The following is an 18,423-nucleotide window of genomic DNA, read 5'->3' as shown; positions in this document are numbered from 1 at the left end:
AATACGGCGAGGGGCGTGCGGTCGCTCGCCTAGGCTGGTGCCATGGAGCATCCCGACCTCGACCTCGCCGTGCTCGACGAGCGCTTCGCCGCCGCGAAGGCGGCCTCGCACCTGCTCGCGCGCGCCTCGACCGCCGAGAAGGATGCCGCGCTCGAGCAGGTCTCGACGCTCCTGCGGGCGCGCGCCGACCAGGTCGTCGCGGCGAACGCGCTCGACCTCGAGGCGGGTCGCACCAACGGCCTCTCGGACGGGCTGCTCGATCGGCTGACCCTCGACGTGCGCCGCGTCGAGTCGCTCGCCGACGCCGTGCTCGAGGTGATCGGCCTCACCGACCCGATCGGCGAGACCGTGAGCGGCCGCTCGCTGCCGAGCGGCGTGCGCATCGACCAGGTGCGGGTGCCCCTCGGCGTCGTCGGCGCGATCTACGAGGCGCGCCCGAATGTCACGATCGACATCGCGGTGCTCGCGCTGAAGAGCGGCAACGCCGTCGTGCTCCGCGGCGGCAGCGCCGCCGAGCAGACCAACCGGGTGCTGGTCGAGGTGCTGCGCGACGCCCTCGACCTCGCCGGCCTCCCCGGTGATGCGGTGCAGACCGTCGACGACTTCGGCCGCGCCGGCGCCCGCCACCTCATGCAGGCGCGCGAGTACGTCGACGTGCTGATCCCGCGGGGCAGCGCCGGCCTCATCCGCGCCGTCGTCGACGAGGCCCGCGTGCCCGTCATCGAGACGGGAGCCGGGGTCGTGCACATGTTCCTCGACGAGAGCGCCCCCGAGCAGTGGGCGGTCGAGCTCGTGCACAACGCGAAGGTGCAGCGGCCGAGCGTCTGCAACGCGCTCGAGACGCTGCTCGTGCACCGCGCCGCGGCCGAGCGGCTGCTGCCCGCGGTGCTCGACCGCCTCGAGGCATCCGGGGTGACCGTGCACGCCGACGAGCGGGTGCGCGCGCTTCGGCCCGACGCCGTGCCGGTGACCGAGGAGGACTGGGCGACCGAGCACATGAGCCTCGACCTCTCGGTCGGCGTCGTCGACTCGCTCGACGACGCGCTCGATCACATCCGCCGATACTCCACCAAGCACACCGAGGCGATCGTCACGAACGACCTCGCCAACGCCGAGCGATTCCTCAACGAGGTCGATGCCGCCGCCGTCATGGTGAACGCCTCGACGCGCTTCACCGACGGCTCGGAGTTCGGCTTCGGCGCCGAGGTCGGGATCTCGACGCAGAAGCTGCACGCGCGGGGGCCCATGGGCCTGCCGCAGCTCACGAGCACCAAGTGGATCGTGCGCGGCGCGGGCCACGTGCGCGCCTGAGCCCGGCCCGACCACCGTTCTCGCTAGACTGTCGGGAGCGTTACCAGCAGGATTCGAAAGGAACGGCCGAATGAGCCTCACCACCGCAGCGTTGACCGGCACGCTGTACACCGAGACGGTGCACGCACGGGAGCTGCCGATGGAAGCCTGGATGTACGGGCTCATCGCGTTGATCATCTTCGCCGTGCTCGGCATCGTCACCGCGTCGTACCGCGACGTCGCCAACCGTCACCGCGCGAAGGCCGAGGCCTACGCCGCCCGCCACTCCGGAGACGGGCACGGCCACTGAGGCGAGCGGTCGCCGCGTGACCGACTCGGGCCGTCGGCCCCGCATCGGGGTCATGGGCGGCACGTTCGATCCCATCCATCACGGCCACCTCGTGGCCGCGAGCGAGGTCGCGCAGTCGCTCGACCTCGATGAGGTCGTCTTCGTGCCGACCGGGCAGCCGAGCTACAAGACGGTCGTCACGACGGCAGAGCACCGCTACCTGATGACGGTCATCGCGACGGCATCGAACCCGCGGTTCACGGTGAGTCGCGTCGACATCGACCGGCCGAAGGCGACCTTCACGATCGACACGCTGCGCGACATCCGCCGCGATCGTCCCGATGCCGACCTGTTCTTCATCACCGGGGCCGACGCGATCGCGCAGATCCTCTCGTGGAAGGACGTCGACGAGCTCTGGGAGCTCGCGCACTTCGTTGCTGTGAGTCGTCCGGGACATGTGCTGAGCGTTACTGGTTTGCCCGAGCAGGACGTAAGCTTGCTTGAAGTTCCGGCACTTGCGATCTCGTCGACCGATTGTCGGAGCAGGGTGCGCCGGGGTTTCCCGGTTTGGTACTTGGTGCCCGATGGGGTCGTCCAGTACATCTCCAAGCACCATCTCTACCGGAGTGTCGAATGACGTCGTCCAACGAACCGCAGCTCACGCGCCGCGAGCTGCGTGAACTCGAACGCCTGCGAGAGCAGCAGGCCGGTGCGGCGACCCCGGAACAGGCCGCTCCTCCGGCTGCGCCCGTGTATTCGGCACCTCCGGCTCAGGCTCCCGCTGCGCCGCAGCAGTACGCGCCCCAGCCTCCGGCTCCGCAGCCCGTCGCCGCTCCGGCGATGCCGGCTCCCACGCCGGCGGTCGCACCTCAGCAGCAGACCGCGCCCGGGGCCTACCAGGCGCCCGGCCAGGGCTACGCCTCGCCCCGCCCCGCCGGCGGGTTCGAGCAGGCGGCGCCGGTGACGGCGGTTCCGCCGCAGGCACCCCAGAACCCCTTCGCTCCGCGACCCACCGCGCCGCCGACGTCAGCGGTCCCGCCGCAGCCCGCGGTCGCACCGTCGATGCCCGCGGCTGCGCAGGCGCCGTCGGCTCCCGCGGCCGCGCCGGCCATGCCCTCCGCGCCCGAGCGCACGCTGACGCGGCGTGAACTCCGGGCGATGCTCGACGGGGTCGCCCTCGACGACTTCGACGACGAGTTCGACGACGAGCCGGTCGCCCCGGCCGACGCCGCGCCGTCGCTCCCCGTCGCTCCCGCGATGCCCGGGGCGCAGGCTCCCGTGCAGCCGCAGCGACCGCCGCAGCCGATGCCCGCCTCGCTGGCGACGCCGCAGCCCGTGAGCCCGGGCTTCGATGCGAGCGTGCCCAACCTTCCCGGCGTCAGCGCGGGCTCGCCCGGCCACTGGACGTCGCAGCTCAACGTCCCCGAAGCCGAGGGCCGCGCCGAGCCGTTCGACCAGATGCTTTCGCGTGGTGCGCTGAGCCACGGCGTGCCGACGACGACGAACGCCCTGATCCTCCCGTCGCTGCCCGACCAGGGCGCGTTCGCCAACCAGCTCGCGCAGCCGGGCGAGGTGCTCGCGACCGGTTCGATCGACCTGCCCCGCAGCTACGGCGCGACCGGCGTGCACCCGAGCCAGGTCGACTCGTCCGACGTCGACCGACTGTTCGAGCACCAGGTCGAAGACGTCGGCACCGGCGTTGCGCCCGTCGCGGCGACCCGTGCGATCAGCACGCAGGGCGCCGCGCGCACCATGATCTCCCCGCCGAAGAAAGAGGGCATGAACGTGCCCCTCGTTCTCGCCGTGACCGCCGGCGTGCTCGCGCTCGGCGTCGTCGGCACCCTCGTCATCGGGGCGATGACCGGACTGTTCTGACCGGCTCGCACCACCACTCGCACACCGGAAATGAGCGTATGACCGCATCCACCCAGGCCCTCGACTCCCTCGCACGCGCGGTTCGCGCGGCCGACGCGAAGGGCGGCGAAGATCTGGTCGCGCTGGATGTCTCGCGGCCGCTCCCGTTCGCCGACGTGTTCCTGCTCGTCACGGGTACCTCCGAGCGCAACGTCGTCGCCATCGCCGATGGCATCGAAGAGGTGCTCGGCCGTGCCGGACGCCGTGAGGGTCACGCGGGCGGCCGTTGGGTGCTGCTCGACTTCGGCGACCTCGTCGTGCACGTCTTCCACCAAGAGGAGCGCATGTACTACGGGCTCGAGCGCCTCTGGAACGACTGCCCGGCGCTGCCGGTCGAGCCGATCCTGGCGGCAAATCCCTGATCAGGAGGGCCCTCATCGGCTGAGGCTCGCTCGATTTCGTTTCGGGCAAGAGGCTGGTGTAAGCTCGAATCGTTGGGCCGCGAGAGCGAGAAACCAACGAAATGGGTCTGTGGCGCAGCTGGTAGCGCACCTGCATGGCATGCAGGGGGTCAGGGGTTCGAGTCCCCTCAGATCCACCAAGAACCCCTGATGAATCGCAAGATTCATCGGGGGTTTCTTCGTTTTCTGGGCATGCATCCCGGTTCGCCGACGATCTTTCGATCATCGACGCTCGCTCTGCAATGCAGCGCTCGAGCGGTTCCGAAAGAGCCCGCCTGGATGCGGAAGCTGTCCTCGAGAACCGGGCGCGACGTCCGCGGGGGCTGGGCCAACTCGGTGCGGAAGCTTTTTCAGTTCGAATCGGGGCCGAAGAGGTCGCGGGTCGGCAGACGCTCAGTTTGCTCAACGAGCACGACTTGCGCCAGGTAGCAGCGCGCGCGCTCGAAGTGGTGGGCGTGGCCGATGGTGCGCTCCGAATGAGACGGAACACGGGGCGTGCTCGAGGTGTCACCCCATCGAGCTCGAGACGTGTCGAGGGCACAGGGGAGTGGGTCAGGAGAGTCGGGCTGTGAACACGGCGACACCCGCGAGTGCGGCGAGGACGATGGCCATCGTGGAGTATCCGCCTACGGCCATCGCGATCACAGGGCCCAAGGCTGGCCCCAGCGCCGTGATCGCGGTGATCGGCGCAGCGAAGACGCCGTTGATCGATCCGTAGTTGCGCGTGCCCCAGCGATCGGCGACGGCTGAACCTTGCACAAGTGTTTGCGCTCCACGAACGGCGCCGGCGATCACTCCGATGACGATGAGCAGCCAGGGCGGCCCGGGCACGAATCCCATGAGCGCGAGCACAAGGGCCGCGAGCGCCGAGGTGAGGGCGAGGGGTCGCCATGGCGCGGTGTCGTGCGGGATGACGAGATAGAGCAGGCGGCCGATGACTTGGCCAGCGCCGAGCAGGCCGAGCGACCAGGCCGCTAGCTCGTAGGTCAGCCCCTTCTCCATGTAGAGCGGGATGATCGCGAGGGTGACGCCGAACAGTGCAGCGGCGAGAGCGATCATCGAGGCCTCGAGCATCCAGAACTGGCGAGTACGAATGACCGTGCTCACGTTATGGACCGCCTCTCCCTCGTGGGCGGGTGGAAGCGGTGCCCATGTGCGTTCGAGAAAGACCCAGTGCACTGGCACGGTCAGGACGAGCAATGCGAATGCAAGAACGAGGAAGGTCGCCCGCCAGTCAAGGATGCTGAGAAGCCCTGCTACTGCTGGCGCGAAGAACGTTGAGGCCAGGCCGCCCGCGAGCGTGAGGATGGTCATCGCGCCACGGCGAGCGTCGCCGTGGCGGCGCGCGATAACGGTGAATGCCGCCTGGTAGAGCACTCCAGCCTGGGCGAGGCCGCAGACGACCCAGCCGAGCGTGAACACGAGGAGGTTGGGCGCGGCGCTGACGATCGCCAAGCCAAGGGTTCCGGCGATGGCGCCGAGGGTCATGATCAGTCGGGGCCCCCGACCGTCGAGCCACCGGCCGACCAGGATGCCGGCCATTGCCGAGACGATGAGCCCGCCCGAGAAGCAGATCATGATCGTCGCGACTCCCCAGCCGGTCGCATCGGCGATAGCGGGTGCAGCGACGATCAGGGCGTAGTAGAGGATGCCCCAGCTGATGACCTGGCCGATGGAGAGTGCGGCGAGGCGCACTCCGAGCGGATACCTCGACACGGCGGCGTCGGGCTACTGGGTCAGCGGGATGCGGTGACGTCGAGCAGCTGCGAGAGCTCCCCGAGGGCGCCGGGGATCAGCTTGTAGTACGCCCACGTGCCGCGCTTGCTCCGTGACAGGAAGCCGGCATCCATCAGGATCTTCAGGTGATGCGACACGGTGGGCTGGCTCAGGCTGACGGGCTCGATGAGGTCGCAGACGCACGCCTCGGCTCCTTCGGACGCGGCGACGATGGACACCAGTCGAAGCCGTGTCGGGTCCGCCAGGGCCTTCAGCTTGTTCGCGAGGCCTACCGCCCGCTCAGCGTCGATGGCTTCGCTGGTCAGCGGGGTGCAGCAGAAGGCGGCATCGGGCTGAACTACGGGCAGCAGCGTGGTGGACATGTGACTATCCTAGATGAATATTGACAAACGTCGATGGACTGGGCGCAGTCAATTCGAAGTTCATCGATGCTTAGGAGGGTGTATCACCACTCGCTCGCCGAAGCTGGGCCTGAATCACCGTTCCTCCGCGAGCGTGCGGATCTCCCAGGTCGGGCCGCGCTTCAGGCGCCGGCGATGGTCGGAAAGCTGCTGTGGCGTCTCGACAACCTCGAGCGGACCGAAGCTGTCAAAGGTCACGTAGTGCTGACGGACGACTCGTTGGAGGCTCCACAACGTGGCCGCGGCGAAGCCAGCTTTGCCGGCGGCGTGGCCTGTCGAGACCGCGACCCGAGCAGTCAGATGGGTGATGCGGTTGCGGCTCTCTTCATCCACACCAGCCGCAGGGAGCGGCATTCAACGGACATGACCGCTCGTCGCGATCAGGTCGTCATCCCTTAGAACTATTGGCATCCACAAGTCACACTTGTGTGTACTGACCACGGTGCCGCGCTATCAAGAGTCAAGGGTTCGAGTCCCTTCTAATCCACCCGGAACTCCTGATCAATCGCAAGATTCGTCGGGGCCAGGACGAGAAGGGATCGAGCATGTCCCGGCCAGATGACACCGCGCCACGCTCGCCTGGTTCGGTATGATCCACGAAATGATGACATTCCCGGTGATCACCGCAAGATCATGGGTTGCTCCCGAGTACTTTCACGCCCGCTGGTGCGACGTGGCGACGCATCCGGAGTGGGCACCCGGCATGGAGTACATCCGACTCGAAGAGCCTCTTCGCATCGGTGTCCACGGCGTAATGAAGACTCGCGACGGCGAGGAGACTCCGATGATGGTCAGCGATATCGTGCCCGGTCTCGCCTTTCAAGACACGGTCTTCCTCGATGGAGGCACCTTGACGGTCCGCCACGAGGCCCACGGTGAAGACACGGGCAGCCGATTGGAGCTGCATGCTCAGATCGACGGACCGCGGGCGGAAGAGCTTGCCTCGAGCATGGCAGGATTGGACAGGGTACTCGCCTCCGACCTTGCCAGCTTGATCGCCTTGGTGGAACGCGAACGCGAACGTGAACTGCACTAGGTAGATTCTGGCCTGTCCAGGGGTGTTCCTCCCGCGACGAGGGCAGAGAAGCCAGTCCGGGCTTACCTTCGCCGAGTAGAAGACCGACCGGTTGGTGGCAGGGGCGGGCCGTGCATCCGGAATCGGGTCGGTTGCGGCATCCGCCACTGCCGGCCGCGCCGCTCAGGTCTTGTCCAAGCGAAGACGGAGGTCCCAGCAGCGGGCCAGAGGTTACCTCGCCCGCGAGATGTTTCCAAGTCCCTGACGCGAGCAACGTCCCTTGACGACAATGGTCCTCCAGCGAACGGAGAGGCCATGAACAACCGTGAGCGCGCCGATGGTAGTAACGCTCCCGTCCCGGGTTACCGCATGAGCGAAAGTGACTCAAGTCGCGGCAGGGGAGGGACAGGCGCGGGCTGACCCGCCGTCGTTGATCGCCGCAAGATGTGGGGGTGGCCGGCGAACTGGGTCAGCCCGCGACCGGAGACACCTGTGCACCCCCGGCTGTGGACTAGTCCACTCCTGAACACAGTGAGCGTCAAGTAGCTCGAGGGCGAGCCGCCGGGCAGGTGAAGAGGTCTCACCGGCCCGGCCATCGATGTCCTACACGGGTAGGGTCGCGGATTCATCGATGGCGTACGCTCTAGCGCTCGCGTTACTTCAGGGACGAAAGGCGGTTGCCCCCTCTGATCTCTTCGCCCGACTCAACACATCCGGTCTTGAGGAGGCAAAGTACCCGAAACTGAGCCGCCGCCGCACATGTTGGTGAGGCCGAGGATATCAGGGCCACACATAACGCGGGCGCTCGTGGAATCGAACCATCCCGCGCGGGCCGGCGTGTTCCCTTTTCGTCTCCGAAACGGAGCCCAGCCCGGGTCTCAGCTCCGTTACGCGGATCGAATGCGGCAATTCGACGGTGGGACCAGCAGGCCCGGGCATCGGTCGATCCACGAAAACCCGGGCCCAGCCCCCTGAGCAGGCTGGCCGTCGACTCTCATCCTGGGGGAGGTTCCCCGCAGTCGGGTCGACTGCGGCCCGAGCCTTGGGCCAGCCTGCCGTCGGATTTCCCCTCGCCGCCCGACAGCAACATTGAACGCCGAGTGCTGTTCGTTCCGCGCCCCCTTGACACAACGGCATCGGCCAGACCGCCGATTCAGCCCGCTATCGCGCCACCACAGCTTCGGTGCCGACGTGCACGAAGTCGCAATGGGTCGCTACAGCGATGAACATCTTCGATCTTGTGGCCTACGCCATGTCCGAAATAGAGGTGGGCTCGGCGGCCGGCGAGGCAGACGCCCGAGCGGGAACGACACCTGCCCTGGAAGACCGCTCACGACTCCACTATTCATCACGACTGGCGTTCCGAGGATTGTGACACAAAAGCAGTGTGGGGCATCGGTGTCGCGGTTCTGACGGATATTCTGGTGACGCTCACGCACCGTGGGCCGATTGGCGGGTGCGTTGACCTTCTCTTCAGCTCCTTCGGGCGACATCGAGCACGCAGTCTCCGTTGCGGTCTTCGGCGGCTTGCGCCTGCTCCGCCCGGATGTGGATCTCATGAGTCGACCGCCTCGTGAGCGGCTCATCCTGGCGAGCCTCCTCGCCGCCCGCGGCAAGACAGTCTCGATCGGAGAGCTCGTCGACTTGCTGTGGGGCGATGAGCCGCCGTCGACGGCGGTCAATCAAGTGCAGCGACATGTTGGCGAGTTGCGTCGCCTGCTGGAACCGGAGCTGCCTGCACGAGCCACTGGGACGGCGGTGCTCGGTGCGGGGGAGGGATACCGGCTCGATCCTGCGGTCGTCGAGTCCGACCTCCTCCGCGTCTCGGAACTGTGGTCCGAGGCGCGACGGTCTTCGGTCGAGAACGCAGCCTCCACGTACGTTGAGGCGCTCGAACTCGCCGCCGGAACGCCGTTCAGCGGACTCGGCTGGGAGGCGCTGGCCCGCCCGTCGTTCGCCGCAGTCGAACGCGACCGGATCGCTCTCGCGCTCGACGCGGCCGAGTGCGCGCTCGACCTGCGTGATCCCTCGTCACTCGCCGTCGCGATCGAGAGCGTCGCGGCCGACGCCCCTCTCGACGAACGCCTGCAGGCAAAATTGGTGACGTTGCTGGCCCGTTGCGGTCGTCGCGCCGATGCGATCGCGGTGTACGACGCCGCCAGGCGGCGCCTGTGGGAGGAACTCTCGATCGCGCCGGGCGCCGAGCTGCAGGCCGCGGTCGACAAGGTCCTGAGCGATGACGAGCGGGGCGCGCCCACCGCGGAGGCTCCGCAGAAGCTCCCGCTCGCCCCCGCCGCGGTCGTGGACCGGGAAGGGATCCGCACCCTGCTCGAGGAGACGACCGCGAACGCCTTGCGCGGCGAGCCCGCCATTCTCGCGATCAGCGGCATGGCCGGAATCGGCAAGACGACGCTCGCGGTGCAGTGGGCGCACTCCGTCGCCGACCGTTTCCCCGATGGCCAGCTGTTCGTCAACCTGCGTGGATACGCGCCGGAAGGCGAGGCGCTGTCGGACACGGAGGCACTGGGACAGTTGCTGGCCGACCTCGGCGGATCCGTCGCCGGGATCCAGGGCGGCGCCGACCCATTGCGGGACGCGTACCGCCGGGCGATCGGCGGACGGCGCATGATCGTCGTGATCGACAATGCGGCTGACGCCGACCAGGCGCGATCACTACTGCCCGGCGTTCCGGGGTGCCTCGTGATCATCACGAGCCGATCGCACCTCCCGGGCCTGGTCGTTCACGACGGTGCCGTCCCCGTGCCGCTGCGCCGGCTGACCGATGAGGAGTCGAGGCGCCTCCTCGTCAGGAGGTTGGGCGAGTCTCGCGTGCGATCGGATCCGGCATCCATCGATTCGATCGTCGCATCCTGCGCCGGCCTTCCCCTCGCGCTGGCCCTCGCCGCGGCCTCCGCGGCCGGTTCTCGCGAGGCGATGCACGATGTCGCCGATGGGCTCTCGGCCACAGCATCGGCGCTCGACGTGCTCGCGATCGACGCGGACATCGACTTGAGATCGACGTTCGAATGGTCGTATCGCGCGCTCTCGGCCGATGCGGCCCGGTTGTTCAGACTGGCATCCGTGCACCCGGGTGTCACCCATCCCCGTGCCGCCCTCGCGAGCATTGCGGACTTCGACCTGGCCCGTACGTCGGCGATTCTCGGCGAACTCGTTGGCGCGAACATGTTCGTCACCGTTGCGAAAGGCGAGTTCGCGGTTCACGACCTGCTCCGTGCATACGCGCGGGAGTTGGCGGAGGGCACCGACGAACGCGTTGAGGGGCAACGACGACTCGTCGGCCACTATGTTCACATGACGCGTCGCGCGTACCTGGCGTTCGGCCGGCCAGCCGTCGTCGAGGTTGAGTCACCGCCGCCTGTGCCAGAGGCCGTTGCGAGTTTCGAATCATCCGATGACGCCGTCAGATGGTTCCTCGCAGAACGGAAGGCCGTTCTCGAGACGTTCAGCATCGCGCTCCTCCTGGGCCTCGACCGTGAGGCCGCACTGATCGCGCTCGACTGGCGGCCGATGCGCCAGGCCGTCGACGCGCCCTCGGTCATGATCGAGGTGATCGCCCAGGCAACTGAAGCAGCGAAACGGTGCGGAGACGAACGTCTCGAGGTCGAACTTCGACGAGACCTCGCCGTGAACCTCGGCATGAGCGGCCACGAGGCGGAATCGGAGCGTCATTTCGAGCGTGTGCTCGAGACCTATCGCGCCTGGGGCGACCACGTGGGCGAATCGAACACCCTGCGCAACCTCGGGCACATACATGCGTCGGGTTCGAAGCGCTTGGAGTTGACCGCTCAGTCGGTCGAGGCGGCCCGGAGATCGAGGCGATCCGACATCCTTGCGATCGCCCTCGTCACGCAGGCGCACGCCATGCTGATGTACGGCACCACCGACGAACTCGACGTCGTCACGGCCGAGGCGGATCAGCACATCGTCGCGTCCAAGTCCGCATACTTGACCCCATATGCGGCGATGTATCGGGCGATGGTTCACGTCAGACGCGGGGAATTCGGGGAGTGCCTCGAACTCGTCGAGGCCACCCGTGACTCGCTCGACGTCATGATCCAGGCGTACCGCGCGATGGCGACGACGATCGCCTCCGCGGGTGCAGGCCACAGGAACCAAGCGTATGAGGCGCGGGATCGGTTCGACCGTCTCGTGCGGGACCACGAGGACTTCATGACAAAGGAGAACGAAGGAGCGATCCTGCGGACGTGGATCGAGGACGCTCTCGCCGAGATGGAGCGTCGGCCGGCCGACTGAGTTCCATGCGGTCGCATGCACTGAGCTTGCACTGACACTGCACTCGTCCTGCACGCCCTCCCGGTTGTGTGTGATCCATGGGATCCACTGCACTCGCGCCGGATACGACCGTCGGCCTGACGGTCTTCATCGAGGGTCGACGCCGACTCTTCGGCATCGCCTACCGCATACTCGGAAGTGCCGTCGAGGCTGAAGACGTGGTGCAGGATGTCTGGGTGCGCTGGCAACTTTGCGACAGATCTAGCGTGCGCGAGCCGATGGCATACCTGGCCACGGCGACGACTCGTGCCGCGATCAACGTACTGCAGAGCGCGCGGGTGCGGCACGAGACATCCATCGAGCCGTTGCTCGGGGGCCCGGCGGCGACGACCGGCGACCCCGCCGCCGACGTCGAGCACGAGGAAGCACTCGAACGCGCGACGTACCTGATGATGGAACGGCTCACGCCTGCCGAGCGGGCCGCCTTCTTGTTGCGCGTCGGATTCGACTACCCCTATGCGCACATTGCCATCGTCATCGACACGACCGAGACGGCTGCACGGCAACTCGTCAGCCGTGCTCGCAAGCACCTCTCGGTCGCCCGGGAGCGAGTCGTCGACCGCTCAGCCCACCAACGGCTCTTCCGCGCGTTCCGGAACGCCGCCCGCGAGGGCGACGCACGTGGGCTGGAACTCGAGCTCGCGCACGCGTCCGGTTGTGCGTGACCCCACAGCCGCTGGCGCGATGGGTGCGAGGTTCACAGGGCGGAGGGGCTGAGGTAGTGGAACACCGTGCGCACGGTCGACCCCTCGATGTCGTGGATGGCGAGACCCGGCATCGCCAGAGGATCTGCGATCGGGTCGGTCCTGCTCCCCAGCCGCATGGTCGAGACGATGCCCGGCGCCCCGACGAGCGGCAGCCTGGCGAAGGTCGTCGCCAACGCCGTGTGCACGTGCCCGGTGAAGACCCCGATGACGTTCTCGTTACTGCGGATCAGCGACGCCAGGGCCTCGCCGTTGCCAAGACGAAAGCGGTCCATGACGTGATGACCGACCGGAACGGGAGGGTGGTGCAGCACGAGGACCGTCGGGCCCGGCGAATCGGCGAGCTGCTCGCGGGCGAACTCGATCGCCGCCGGCCCCAATTCGCCCTCGTCGCTGTGGTCGATGTGCGAATCCAGTCCGATCAGTCGGAGACCTCGGAGGTCGATCACTCCGTTCAGCGATGCCGGGCGGCCGTGCTCCTGAAGTGATGCGAGCAGTGGGGCGGAGAGATCGTGGTTGCCCGGCACGACGAGCGCCGGCAGTCCCTCGGGGAGCGCCGCGAAGAGGTCTGCGTACTCGGCCGGCTCGCCATGATCGGCGAGGTCACCGCTGAGGACCAGTGCATCGACGCTCGGCAGCTCATCCAGCTGGGCGAGCACGGCGTGAAAACGGCGACGTCGCAGTGGCGACCCGTCGAGGTGCATGTCGCTGAGATGTGCGATGACGGTCAAGGGGTCCTCCTCTGTTCGGCAGTCGGTGGCATCCGGATGCAACCGGCTCAAGGTTCGAGTCGCCGGGCGCGGCCGGCCAAGTAGTCGCGTTCCGGAATCGAGAGGGTCCGCTGGGCAGCATCACGGTACTCCTCGATCGCCTCCGCGGTCCTGCCCGCGCGCTCGAGCAGGTGCGCGCGAACGGAGGCGATCCGCCTGCGATCCGTGATCCGTCCGAGGTCGACGAGCGCGTCGATGGTGGCGAGCCCTGCCTCGGGACCATGCACCATCGCCTCTGCCACAGCACCATTCAGGGTGGCGATCGGGTTCTGGGTCGTGTAGTCGAGCAAGCGGTAGAGGGCGAGGATCTGCGGCCAGTCGGTGGTCTCGGTGCTCGGAGCCTCGTCATGTAGCGCCGCGATCGCGGCCTGGATCGCGTACGGGCCGGGCGTGCCTCTCGTCAACGCCTCGTCGAGGATGTCGGTCGCCTCGGAGATCGCATCACGATCCCAGCGCGAGCGCTCCTGTTCATCCAACGGGATGAGGGCGCCGCGAGCGTCGGTGCGTGCGGCACGGCGGGCGTCGGTGAGGATCATCAACGACAGCAGGCCGGCCGTCTCGACGTGGTCGGGCTGGACCTCGTGGACGAGCCGCCCCAGCCGGATCGCTTCGTCACTCAGCCGGATGTCGTTGGGATGGGCGCCGGAGCTGGAGGTGTGCCCCTCGGTGAACATCACGTAGATGACGTCGAGAACCTGGTCGAGGCGGTCGCCGGGGCCGAGTGGCGGCGGGAAGTTCGCTCCAGCCGAGCGGATGCCTGCCTTGGCTCGGCTGATGCGCTGGGCGATCGTCGATTCGGGGAGGAGGAACGCGTGCGCGATCTGCGCCGTGGTGAGGCCGGCGACCGCGCGAAGCGTCAATGTCACCTGGGCTGTGCGGCTGAGAGCCGGATGGCAGCACAACCGGAGGAGCCAGATGCTCTCATCGGCGTGAACGGTCGGTGGGTCGGCGAGCGGTTGCCACAGCTCGACGTAGGCATGCTCCCGGTCGCGCCGATGATGATCGCTCCGGATGCGGTCGATCATGCGTCGACGCGCGATCGTCAGCAACCAGGCGAACGCGTCGTCGGGCTTGCCGTCTCGTGGCCATTGCCGATGTGCCGCGAGCAGGGCCTCCTGCACGGCGTCCTCGCAGATGTCGAGTTGACCCGTGCCGTAGCGGCGAAGGAGCGCAGCGAGGACCTGCGGCGCATGAGCGCGCAGCAGGTCCCCCTCGGATGCGTGCGTCAGACGTCTGCTCCGGCCGAGAACATCACGGGCCGGATCTCGAGGGCGAGACCGTCGATGCTCGCATCGGGGAGCTCGCTGGCGAGTTCGATCGCGCGCTCCTCCGACTCGACATCGAGCAGGTAGTACCCGCCCATGAACTCCTTGGTCTCCGCGAACGGTCCGTCGACGGTCTCAGGTCTCCCGTTTCGAGCGCGCACGACCTTGGTCTGGCTCGGAGCGCCGAGCGCATGCGTGCTGAGCATCTCTCCCGTCTCGGTGGTCTTCGCCATGAACGCCTCATGGCCGGCGCCGATGTGCTGCTGCTGCTCGAGGCTCAGCGACGCGATGACTTCGGGGTCCACGTGCATCAGGATCAGATACTTCACGATTGGTTCTCCTTCATCGTGTTTCGGTGCGGCGCGGTGCCGCTTCCCGTGTTGGTCGGAGTCGTGTCGAGGTTCTCGACGCTACGCCCGAACGGTTCGATGTGACGCAACCGCGCGGCGGTGACGACGGCGAGCGTCGCCATGATCGCGGCAGCGATCAGCGCTGCGGTCTGAATGCCGGAGCTGAAGGCGGTCGCTGCCGCAGCATGCAGTGCATCATTGCCCGACGACATCGCGAGCTCGACCGCTCGTGCGATGCTGTCTGCGGCGACGGCACGGTCGGCCGGGCTCAGGCCCGGCACCGGCGGAAGGGCGAGCCGGTATGCCGCTGTCACGATGCTCCCGATCACGGCGATACCGAGGGCGTAGCCGAGCTGCCCGCTGGTCTCCGAGATGGACGCGGCCGATGACGCCTGTTCCACCGGCACGGACCCGATGATCAGGTTGGAACCGAGTGTCGGCAGCGGCGTGGCGCCGAAGCTCACGATGCTGAATCCGACTACGAGCGGCCAGGGGCCGACCGCCGGCGAGACCTGTGCCATCACGACCAACCCGACGACGATCAGCGCCAGACCGGCGCTGATGACGAGGCCCGGGCGAATGCGCCGTGCGATCAACGGCATCAGGACGAATCCGGTGACGCTCACGATCGCCGGCGGCACGGTGAGGATGCCTGCCGCGAGCACATCGACGGCGGCGACCAGCTGGAAGAACTGCGTGTTCAGCATCATCAGCGGCCCCGTGAGCATTGTCATCGCGAACAGGCTGAAGAGCACCAGGCTGAAGCCCCGGGTCCGGAACATCGTCAGGTCGAGCAACGGTGCACGTCGCGCGTCGCTGTCGAGCTGTCGCTGACGGCGAACGAACACCACCGTGACCACGACGCCGAACACGACGGCGAGCGCGGGCTCCCAGTCGGCGCCAGCTCGGGCGAACTCCTTGAGGCCGTGCACGATGGGAAGGATGGACAGGAGGGAGAGCGGCACGCTCAGCCAGTCGATGCGACGTCGGGACGGCTGCCGCGACTCGTCGCGGCCCTCCGGGAGCAGGTACGGGAACATCGCGAGTACGAGCGCCATGACGGGCACGGCGAGCAGGAAAACCGACCCCCACCAGGATGAACTCAACAGGATGCCGCCGATGAGCGGTCCGATGATCATGCCGCCCATGAGACAGGTCATGAATACGCCGAGAGCGGCCGATCGCTGCCGGTCATCCCGGAACAGCCCAGTCAGCAGTCCGTACAGCGATGGCGTGAGCGCCGCAGCACCGATGCCGGTGAGCCCGCGCGCGGCGATGAGCAACTCGGGCGTCGGCGCGAATGCTGCCGCGGCGGAGGCGAGGCCGATCGTCGCAGCCCCGATGACCGCCATCCGACGGCGTCCAAGGCGGTCGGCAATGCTCCCGAATGCCACGAGGAATCCCGCGAGCGCGAAACCGTACGCGTCGATGATCCACAGTTGCTCGCTTGCGTCGAGGTCCAGTTCTGCTGCGATGCTCGGCAACGCGAGCAGTACGACCGAGGTGTCGATGGCGACCACCAGCGCTGCGAGCGCGAGGATCGCCAGTCCCGACCACTCTCGTACTCCCGCTCGCTCGCGGACTCCCGTTCGTATGGTCGTCATGTGTTCCTCCTCTTCGCCGGCGTTTCCGACACGGACTGGTCGGAGACGCTGCGCCGTCCTCGACAACGTCAGCGGGGATGGGGTGCACGCGGGTCGAGCTGAGGGCACCGAGCTAAGCGGCAGGCCGCTGGGTCGCGAGCTCCGCCGCGTCGTGGATCGCTGCCACGAAATCGAGCGGTGCCTCCTGCGGGAGGTTGTGGCCGGCGTGCGGCACCTGTCGGTGCTCGTACGGTCCCACGAAGCGAGCACCGGCGGTGGCGGCATCCCGCGCAGGGAAGTTGCCGTCGGCGAGTCCGTCGAGCGTGATCGTCGGCACGGCGATCGAGGGAAGCTGCGCCAACTGCGCCTCGAGCCGGGAGTATTCCGGTGCGCCGGGCACATGGAAGAGCCGGTGCCGGTAGGAGTGGATCACGACGTCGACGAAGTCGGGGTTGTCGAACGCCGTGGCGGCGCGGTCGAGTTTGGCGTCGCTGAAGTCCCAGTCGGGGGAGTTGCGACGCCAGATCACCTCCGCGATGCCGCGGGGGTCCTCGGCCAGTCCGGCGCGGCCGCGCTCGGTGAGGAAGTAGAAGAAGTACCAGAATCCCGCTTCGAGGTCGGGGCGAATCGGCTGCATCGAAGCGCTGATGTCCTGGATGAGATAGCCGTTGACGGAGACGAGGGCGGTGACGCGCTCGGGCCTGAGTGCCGCGACGACGCAGGCGGCGCGACCGCCCCAGTCGTATCCCGCGAGGATCGCCTGCGGAATCCCGAGGGCGTCCATAAGTTCGATCACGTCCTGTCCCAGCGCGGCCTGCTGCCCGCTGCGGGGGATGGCGGTGTCGAGGAATCGGGTGTCGCCGTGCCCGCGCAGGGAGGGGACGATGACGCGGAAGCCGACGTCGGCCAGTCTCGGTGCCACGTCGATGTAGCTGTGGATGTCGTACGGGAATCCGTGCAGCAGCAGCACTGGGGGGCCGTCCTCCGGACCTGCTTCAAAGTAGGCGACGTCGAGGTGGGTCGTTTCGACGTGGCGCTGCGGCTCGAGTCGATGTGTCGCGCTCATGGTGTGCTCCTTCTCGTTGCACCTGGCTCCTGTGGCGTTGCGGCCTGGCGGGCTCCGACGGAACCCGTCAGAAGCTTCGACCGGCCAGGGGGCGCGAGTGTGACGGACGGCGACGGCGATGGCTGCGGCGCTGATCGCTGCTGCGAGTGCGGTCGTCACAGAACGGCGAGCCGCGCGGTCGTAGCGGGCAGGGCGCATCCGTCGGATTCGTCCGTCCAGACACCGACTCGATCCGGAAGGCACCGATCATGAACAAGCACGTCCTCGATAGCGAGGCGCAGGCGATCGCCGACGCGACCTCGACACCTCCGTTCCTCTACCAGCTCGGCGCGGACGGCGCCAGGAAGGTCCTCGACGACCTGCAGGCCGCCCCGATCGCGAAGCCCGACGTCGATGAGGAATGGATCACCGTTCCCGCCGCGGTCGGCGACGTCCAGGTGCGGATCGTCAAGCCGGTCGGCTCGACCGCTCCGCTGCCGACGATCCTGTACATCCACGGCGGCGGTTGGGTCATCGGCAACGCGGCCACCCACGACCGGCTCGTGCGCGAGCTCGCGGTCGGTGTCGATGCCGCCGTGGTCTTCGTCGAATACGACCGCTCGCCGGAGGCGAAGCACCCCGTCGCCATCGAACAGGCCTACGCCACAGCCCAGTGGATCACTCGCTCGGGCGCCGAGAAGGGCCTCGATGCAGCGCGCCTGGCCGTTGCCGGCGACTCCGTCGGCGGGAACATGACGGCGGTGGTCGCGCTCCTCGCGAAGGAACGAGGAGACGTCTCCTTCGTGCACCAGTCGCTCTACTATCCCGTGACCGATGCCGCGCAGGACACCGACAGCTATCGCGAGTTCGCCGACGGTCCGTACCTGACCGCGGCGGCGATGGCGTGGTTCTGGGACAGCTACCTGCCGGATGTCGCGAAGCGGAGCGAGATCACGGCCTCACCGCTTCGCGCGACGCTCGAGCAACTGACCGGGCTGCCCGAGGCCTTCCTGCTGACCGACGAGAACGATGTGCTCCGCGATGAAGGCGAAGCGTATGCGCGGCGTCTCTCGGAGGCCGGTGTGCGCACCACGAGCGTGCGCTACAACGACACCCTGCACGACTTCATGATGCTGAACCCGCTCCGGCCTTCGCCCGCTGTCACGGCAGCGGTCGAGCAGGCGGTGCACGTGCTCCGCAAGGCGCTCGGCCGCGCGTGAGCTCCGAACGCATCGCGTTCGGGCCGGCCTCCGGGGTGCCATTGCACCCCGGAGGCCGGCCCGGTGCCGGGCCGTCGGCGTCGACATCCAGATCGTCGGAACCCGACGAGGAGTGCGATCACGAC

Annotated in this window: 17 protein-coding genes and 1 tRNA gene; 10 read left to right on the top strand and 8 right to left on the bottom strand. The window is 67.8% G+C overall.

Going from position 1 to position 18,423, the window contains the following annotated elements; genetic code table 11:
• Positions 1–42: 42 nt before the first annotated feature.
• From ACFVTR_RS10965 to ACFVTR_RS10940, 6 genes are all read left to right on the top strand, one after another.
• Positions 43–1,311 (top strand): glutamate-5-semialdehyde dehydrogenase, encoded by a 1,269-nt coding sequence (locus tag ACFVTR_RS10965; protein WP_387037238.1) that lies wholly within the window; start codon positions 43–45, stop codon positions 1,309–1,311.
• Between the two features lie 70 nt (positions 1,312–1,381).
• Positions 1,382–1,600 carry a hypothetical protein gene (locus tag ACFVTR_RS10960; RefSeq protein ID WP_376945304.1) on the top strand — a complete coding sequence of 73 codons (219 nt, stop codon included), beginning with the start codon at positions 1,382–1,384 and terminating at the stop codon, positions 1,598–1,600.
• 16 nt (positions 1,601–1,616) lie between these two features.
• Positions 1,617–2,216 (top strand): nicotinate-nucleotide adenylyltransferase, encoded by a 600-nt coding sequence (gene nadD, locus ACFVTR_RS10955; protein ID WP_387037236.1) that lies wholly within the window; start codon positions 1,617–1,619, stop codon positions 2,214–2,216.
• Positions 2,213–3,454 (top strand): hypothetical protein, encoded by a 1,242-nt coding sequence (locus ACFVTR_RS10950; protein ID WP_387037234.1) that lies wholly within the window; start codon positions 2,213–2,215, stop codon positions 3,452–3,454. The genes nadD and ACFVTR_RS10950 overlap by 4 nt, the downstream gene beginning before the upstream one ends.
• 38 nt (positions 3,455–3,492) lie before the next feature.
• The gene (rsfS, locus tag ACFVTR_RS10945) at positions 3,493–3,855 is read left to right on the top strand and encodes a ribosome silencing factor (RefSeq protein ID WP_157424224.1); all 363 of its coding nucleotides are present in this window, start codon (positions 3,493–3,495) and stop codon (positions 3,853–3,855) included.
• Positions 3,856–3,958: 103 nt separating this feature from the next.
• Positions 3,959–4,034, top strand: a tRNA-Ala gene (locus tag ACFVTR_RS10940).
• A gap of 412 nt (positions 4,035–4,446) precedes the next feature.
• Here ACFVTR_RS10940 and ACFVTR_RS10935 read toward each other — a convergent pair.
• The 3 genes from ACFVTR_RS10935 to ACFVTR_RS10925 all read right to left on the bottom strand — a co-directional run bounded on the left by ACFVTR_RS10935 (position 4,447) and on the right by ACFVTR_RS10925 (position 6,365).
• Positions 4,447–5,589 (bottom strand): MFS transporter, encoded by a 1,143-nt coding sequence (locus ACFVTR_RS10935; protein WP_387037232.1) that lies wholly within the window; start codon positions 5,587–5,589, stop codon positions 4,447–4,449.
• A gap of 41 nt (positions 5,590–5,630) precedes the next feature.
• On the bottom strand, positions 5,631–5,993 hold the full coding sequence (locus ACFVTR_RS10930) for a metalloregulator ArsR/SmtB family transcription factor (protein ID WP_387037230.1): 363 nt from the start codon (positions 5,991–5,993) through the stop codon (positions 5,631–5,633).
• 114 nt (positions 5,994–6,107) lie between these two features.
• The gene (locus ACFVTR_RS10925; RefSeq protein ID WP_387037228.1) at positions 6,108–6,365 is read right to left on the bottom strand and encodes a hypothetical protein; all 258 of its coding nucleotides are present in this window, start codon (positions 6,363–6,365) and stop codon (positions 6,108–6,110) included.
• 268 nt (positions 6,366–6,633) lie between these two features.
• Between ACFVTR_RS10925 and ACFVTR_RS10920 the strand changes: the two genes are divergently transcribed.
• The 3 genes from ACFVTR_RS10920 (at position 6,634) to ACFVTR_RS10910 (ending at position 12,026) form a co-directional block, all read left to right on the top strand.
• Positions 6,634–7,068, top strand: coding sequence for a hypothetical protein (locus ACFVTR_RS10920; protein WP_387037226.1), 435 nt, complete (start codon positions 6,634–6,636; stop codon positions 7,066–7,068).
• Positions 7,069–8,508: 1,440 nt separating this feature from the next.
• Positions 8,509–11,322 (top strand): BTAD domain-containing putative transcriptional regulator, encoded by a 2,814-nt coding sequence (locus ACFVTR_RS10915; RefSeq protein WP_387037225.1) that lies wholly within the window; start codon positions 8,509–8,511, stop codon positions 11,320–11,322.
• A 77-nt stretch (positions 11,323–11,399) separates the two neighbouring features.
• On the top strand, positions 11,400–12,026 hold the full coding sequence (locus ACFVTR_RS10910) for a sigma-70 family RNA polymerase sigma factor (RefSeq protein ID WP_387037223.1): 627 nt from the start codon (positions 11,400–11,402) through the stop codon (positions 12,024–12,026).
• A gap of 32 nt (positions 12,027–12,058) precedes the next feature.
• Here ACFVTR_RS10910 and ACFVTR_RS10905 read toward each other — a convergent pair whose 3' ends face one another.
• From ACFVTR_RS10905 to ACFVTR_RS10885, 5 genes are all read right to left on the bottom strand, one after another.
• Positions 12,059–12,796, bottom strand: coding sequence for a metallophosphoesterase family protein (locus tag ACFVTR_RS10905; RefSeq protein ID WP_387037221.1), 738 nt, complete (start codon positions 12,794–12,796; stop codon positions 12,059–12,061).
• Positions 12,797–12,843: 47 nt separating this feature from the next.
• Positions 12,844–14,037 carry an RNA polymerase sigma factor gene (locus ACFVTR_RS10900; RefSeq protein ID WP_387037749.1) on the bottom strand — a complete coding sequence of 398 codons (1,194 nt, stop codon included), beginning with the start codon at positions 14,035–14,037 and terminating at the stop codon, positions 12,844–12,846.
• Positions 14,038–14,060: 23 nt separating this feature from the next.
• Positions 14,061–14,429: a YciI family protein gene (locus ACFVTR_RS10895; RefSeq protein ID WP_376925805.1), complete on the bottom strand. Its 369-nt coding sequence runs from the start codon at positions 14,427–14,429 to the stop codon at positions 14,061–14,063.
• Complete coding sequence (locus ACFVTR_RS10890) at positions 14,426–16,054, bottom strand: MFS transporter (protein ID WP_387037218.1); 1,629 nt, start codon at positions 16,052–16,054, stop codon at positions 14,426–14,428. Before ACFVTR_RS10890 ends, ACFVTR_RS10895 begins: the two co-directional genes overlap by 4 nt.
• Positions 16,055–16,166: 112 nt before the next feature.
• Positions 16,167–17,099, bottom strand: coding sequence for an alpha/beta fold hydrolase (locus ACFVTR_RS10885; RefSeq protein WP_387037216.1), 933 nt, complete (start codon positions 17,097–17,099; stop codon positions 16,167–16,169).
• Positions 17,100–17,347: 248 nt separating this feature from the next.
• Here ACFVTR_RS10885 and ACFVTR_RS10880 point away from each other — a divergent pair, with 248 nt between their 5' ends.
• Positions 17,348–18,298, top strand: a complete 951-nt coding sequence (locus ACFVTR_RS10880; RefSeq protein ID WP_387037215.1) for an alpha/beta hydrolase — start codon at positions 17,348–17,350, stop codon at positions 18,296–18,298.
• Positions 18,299–18,423: the final 125 nt, after the last annotated feature.

The organism is Agromyces sp. NPDC058126 (assembly GCF_042884595.1).
Taxonomy (GTDB): domain Bacteria; phylum Actinomycetota; class Actinomycetes; order Actinomycetales; family Microbacteriaceae; genus Agromyces.
This window is presented reverse-complemented; position numbering and strand designations above follow the sequence as displayed.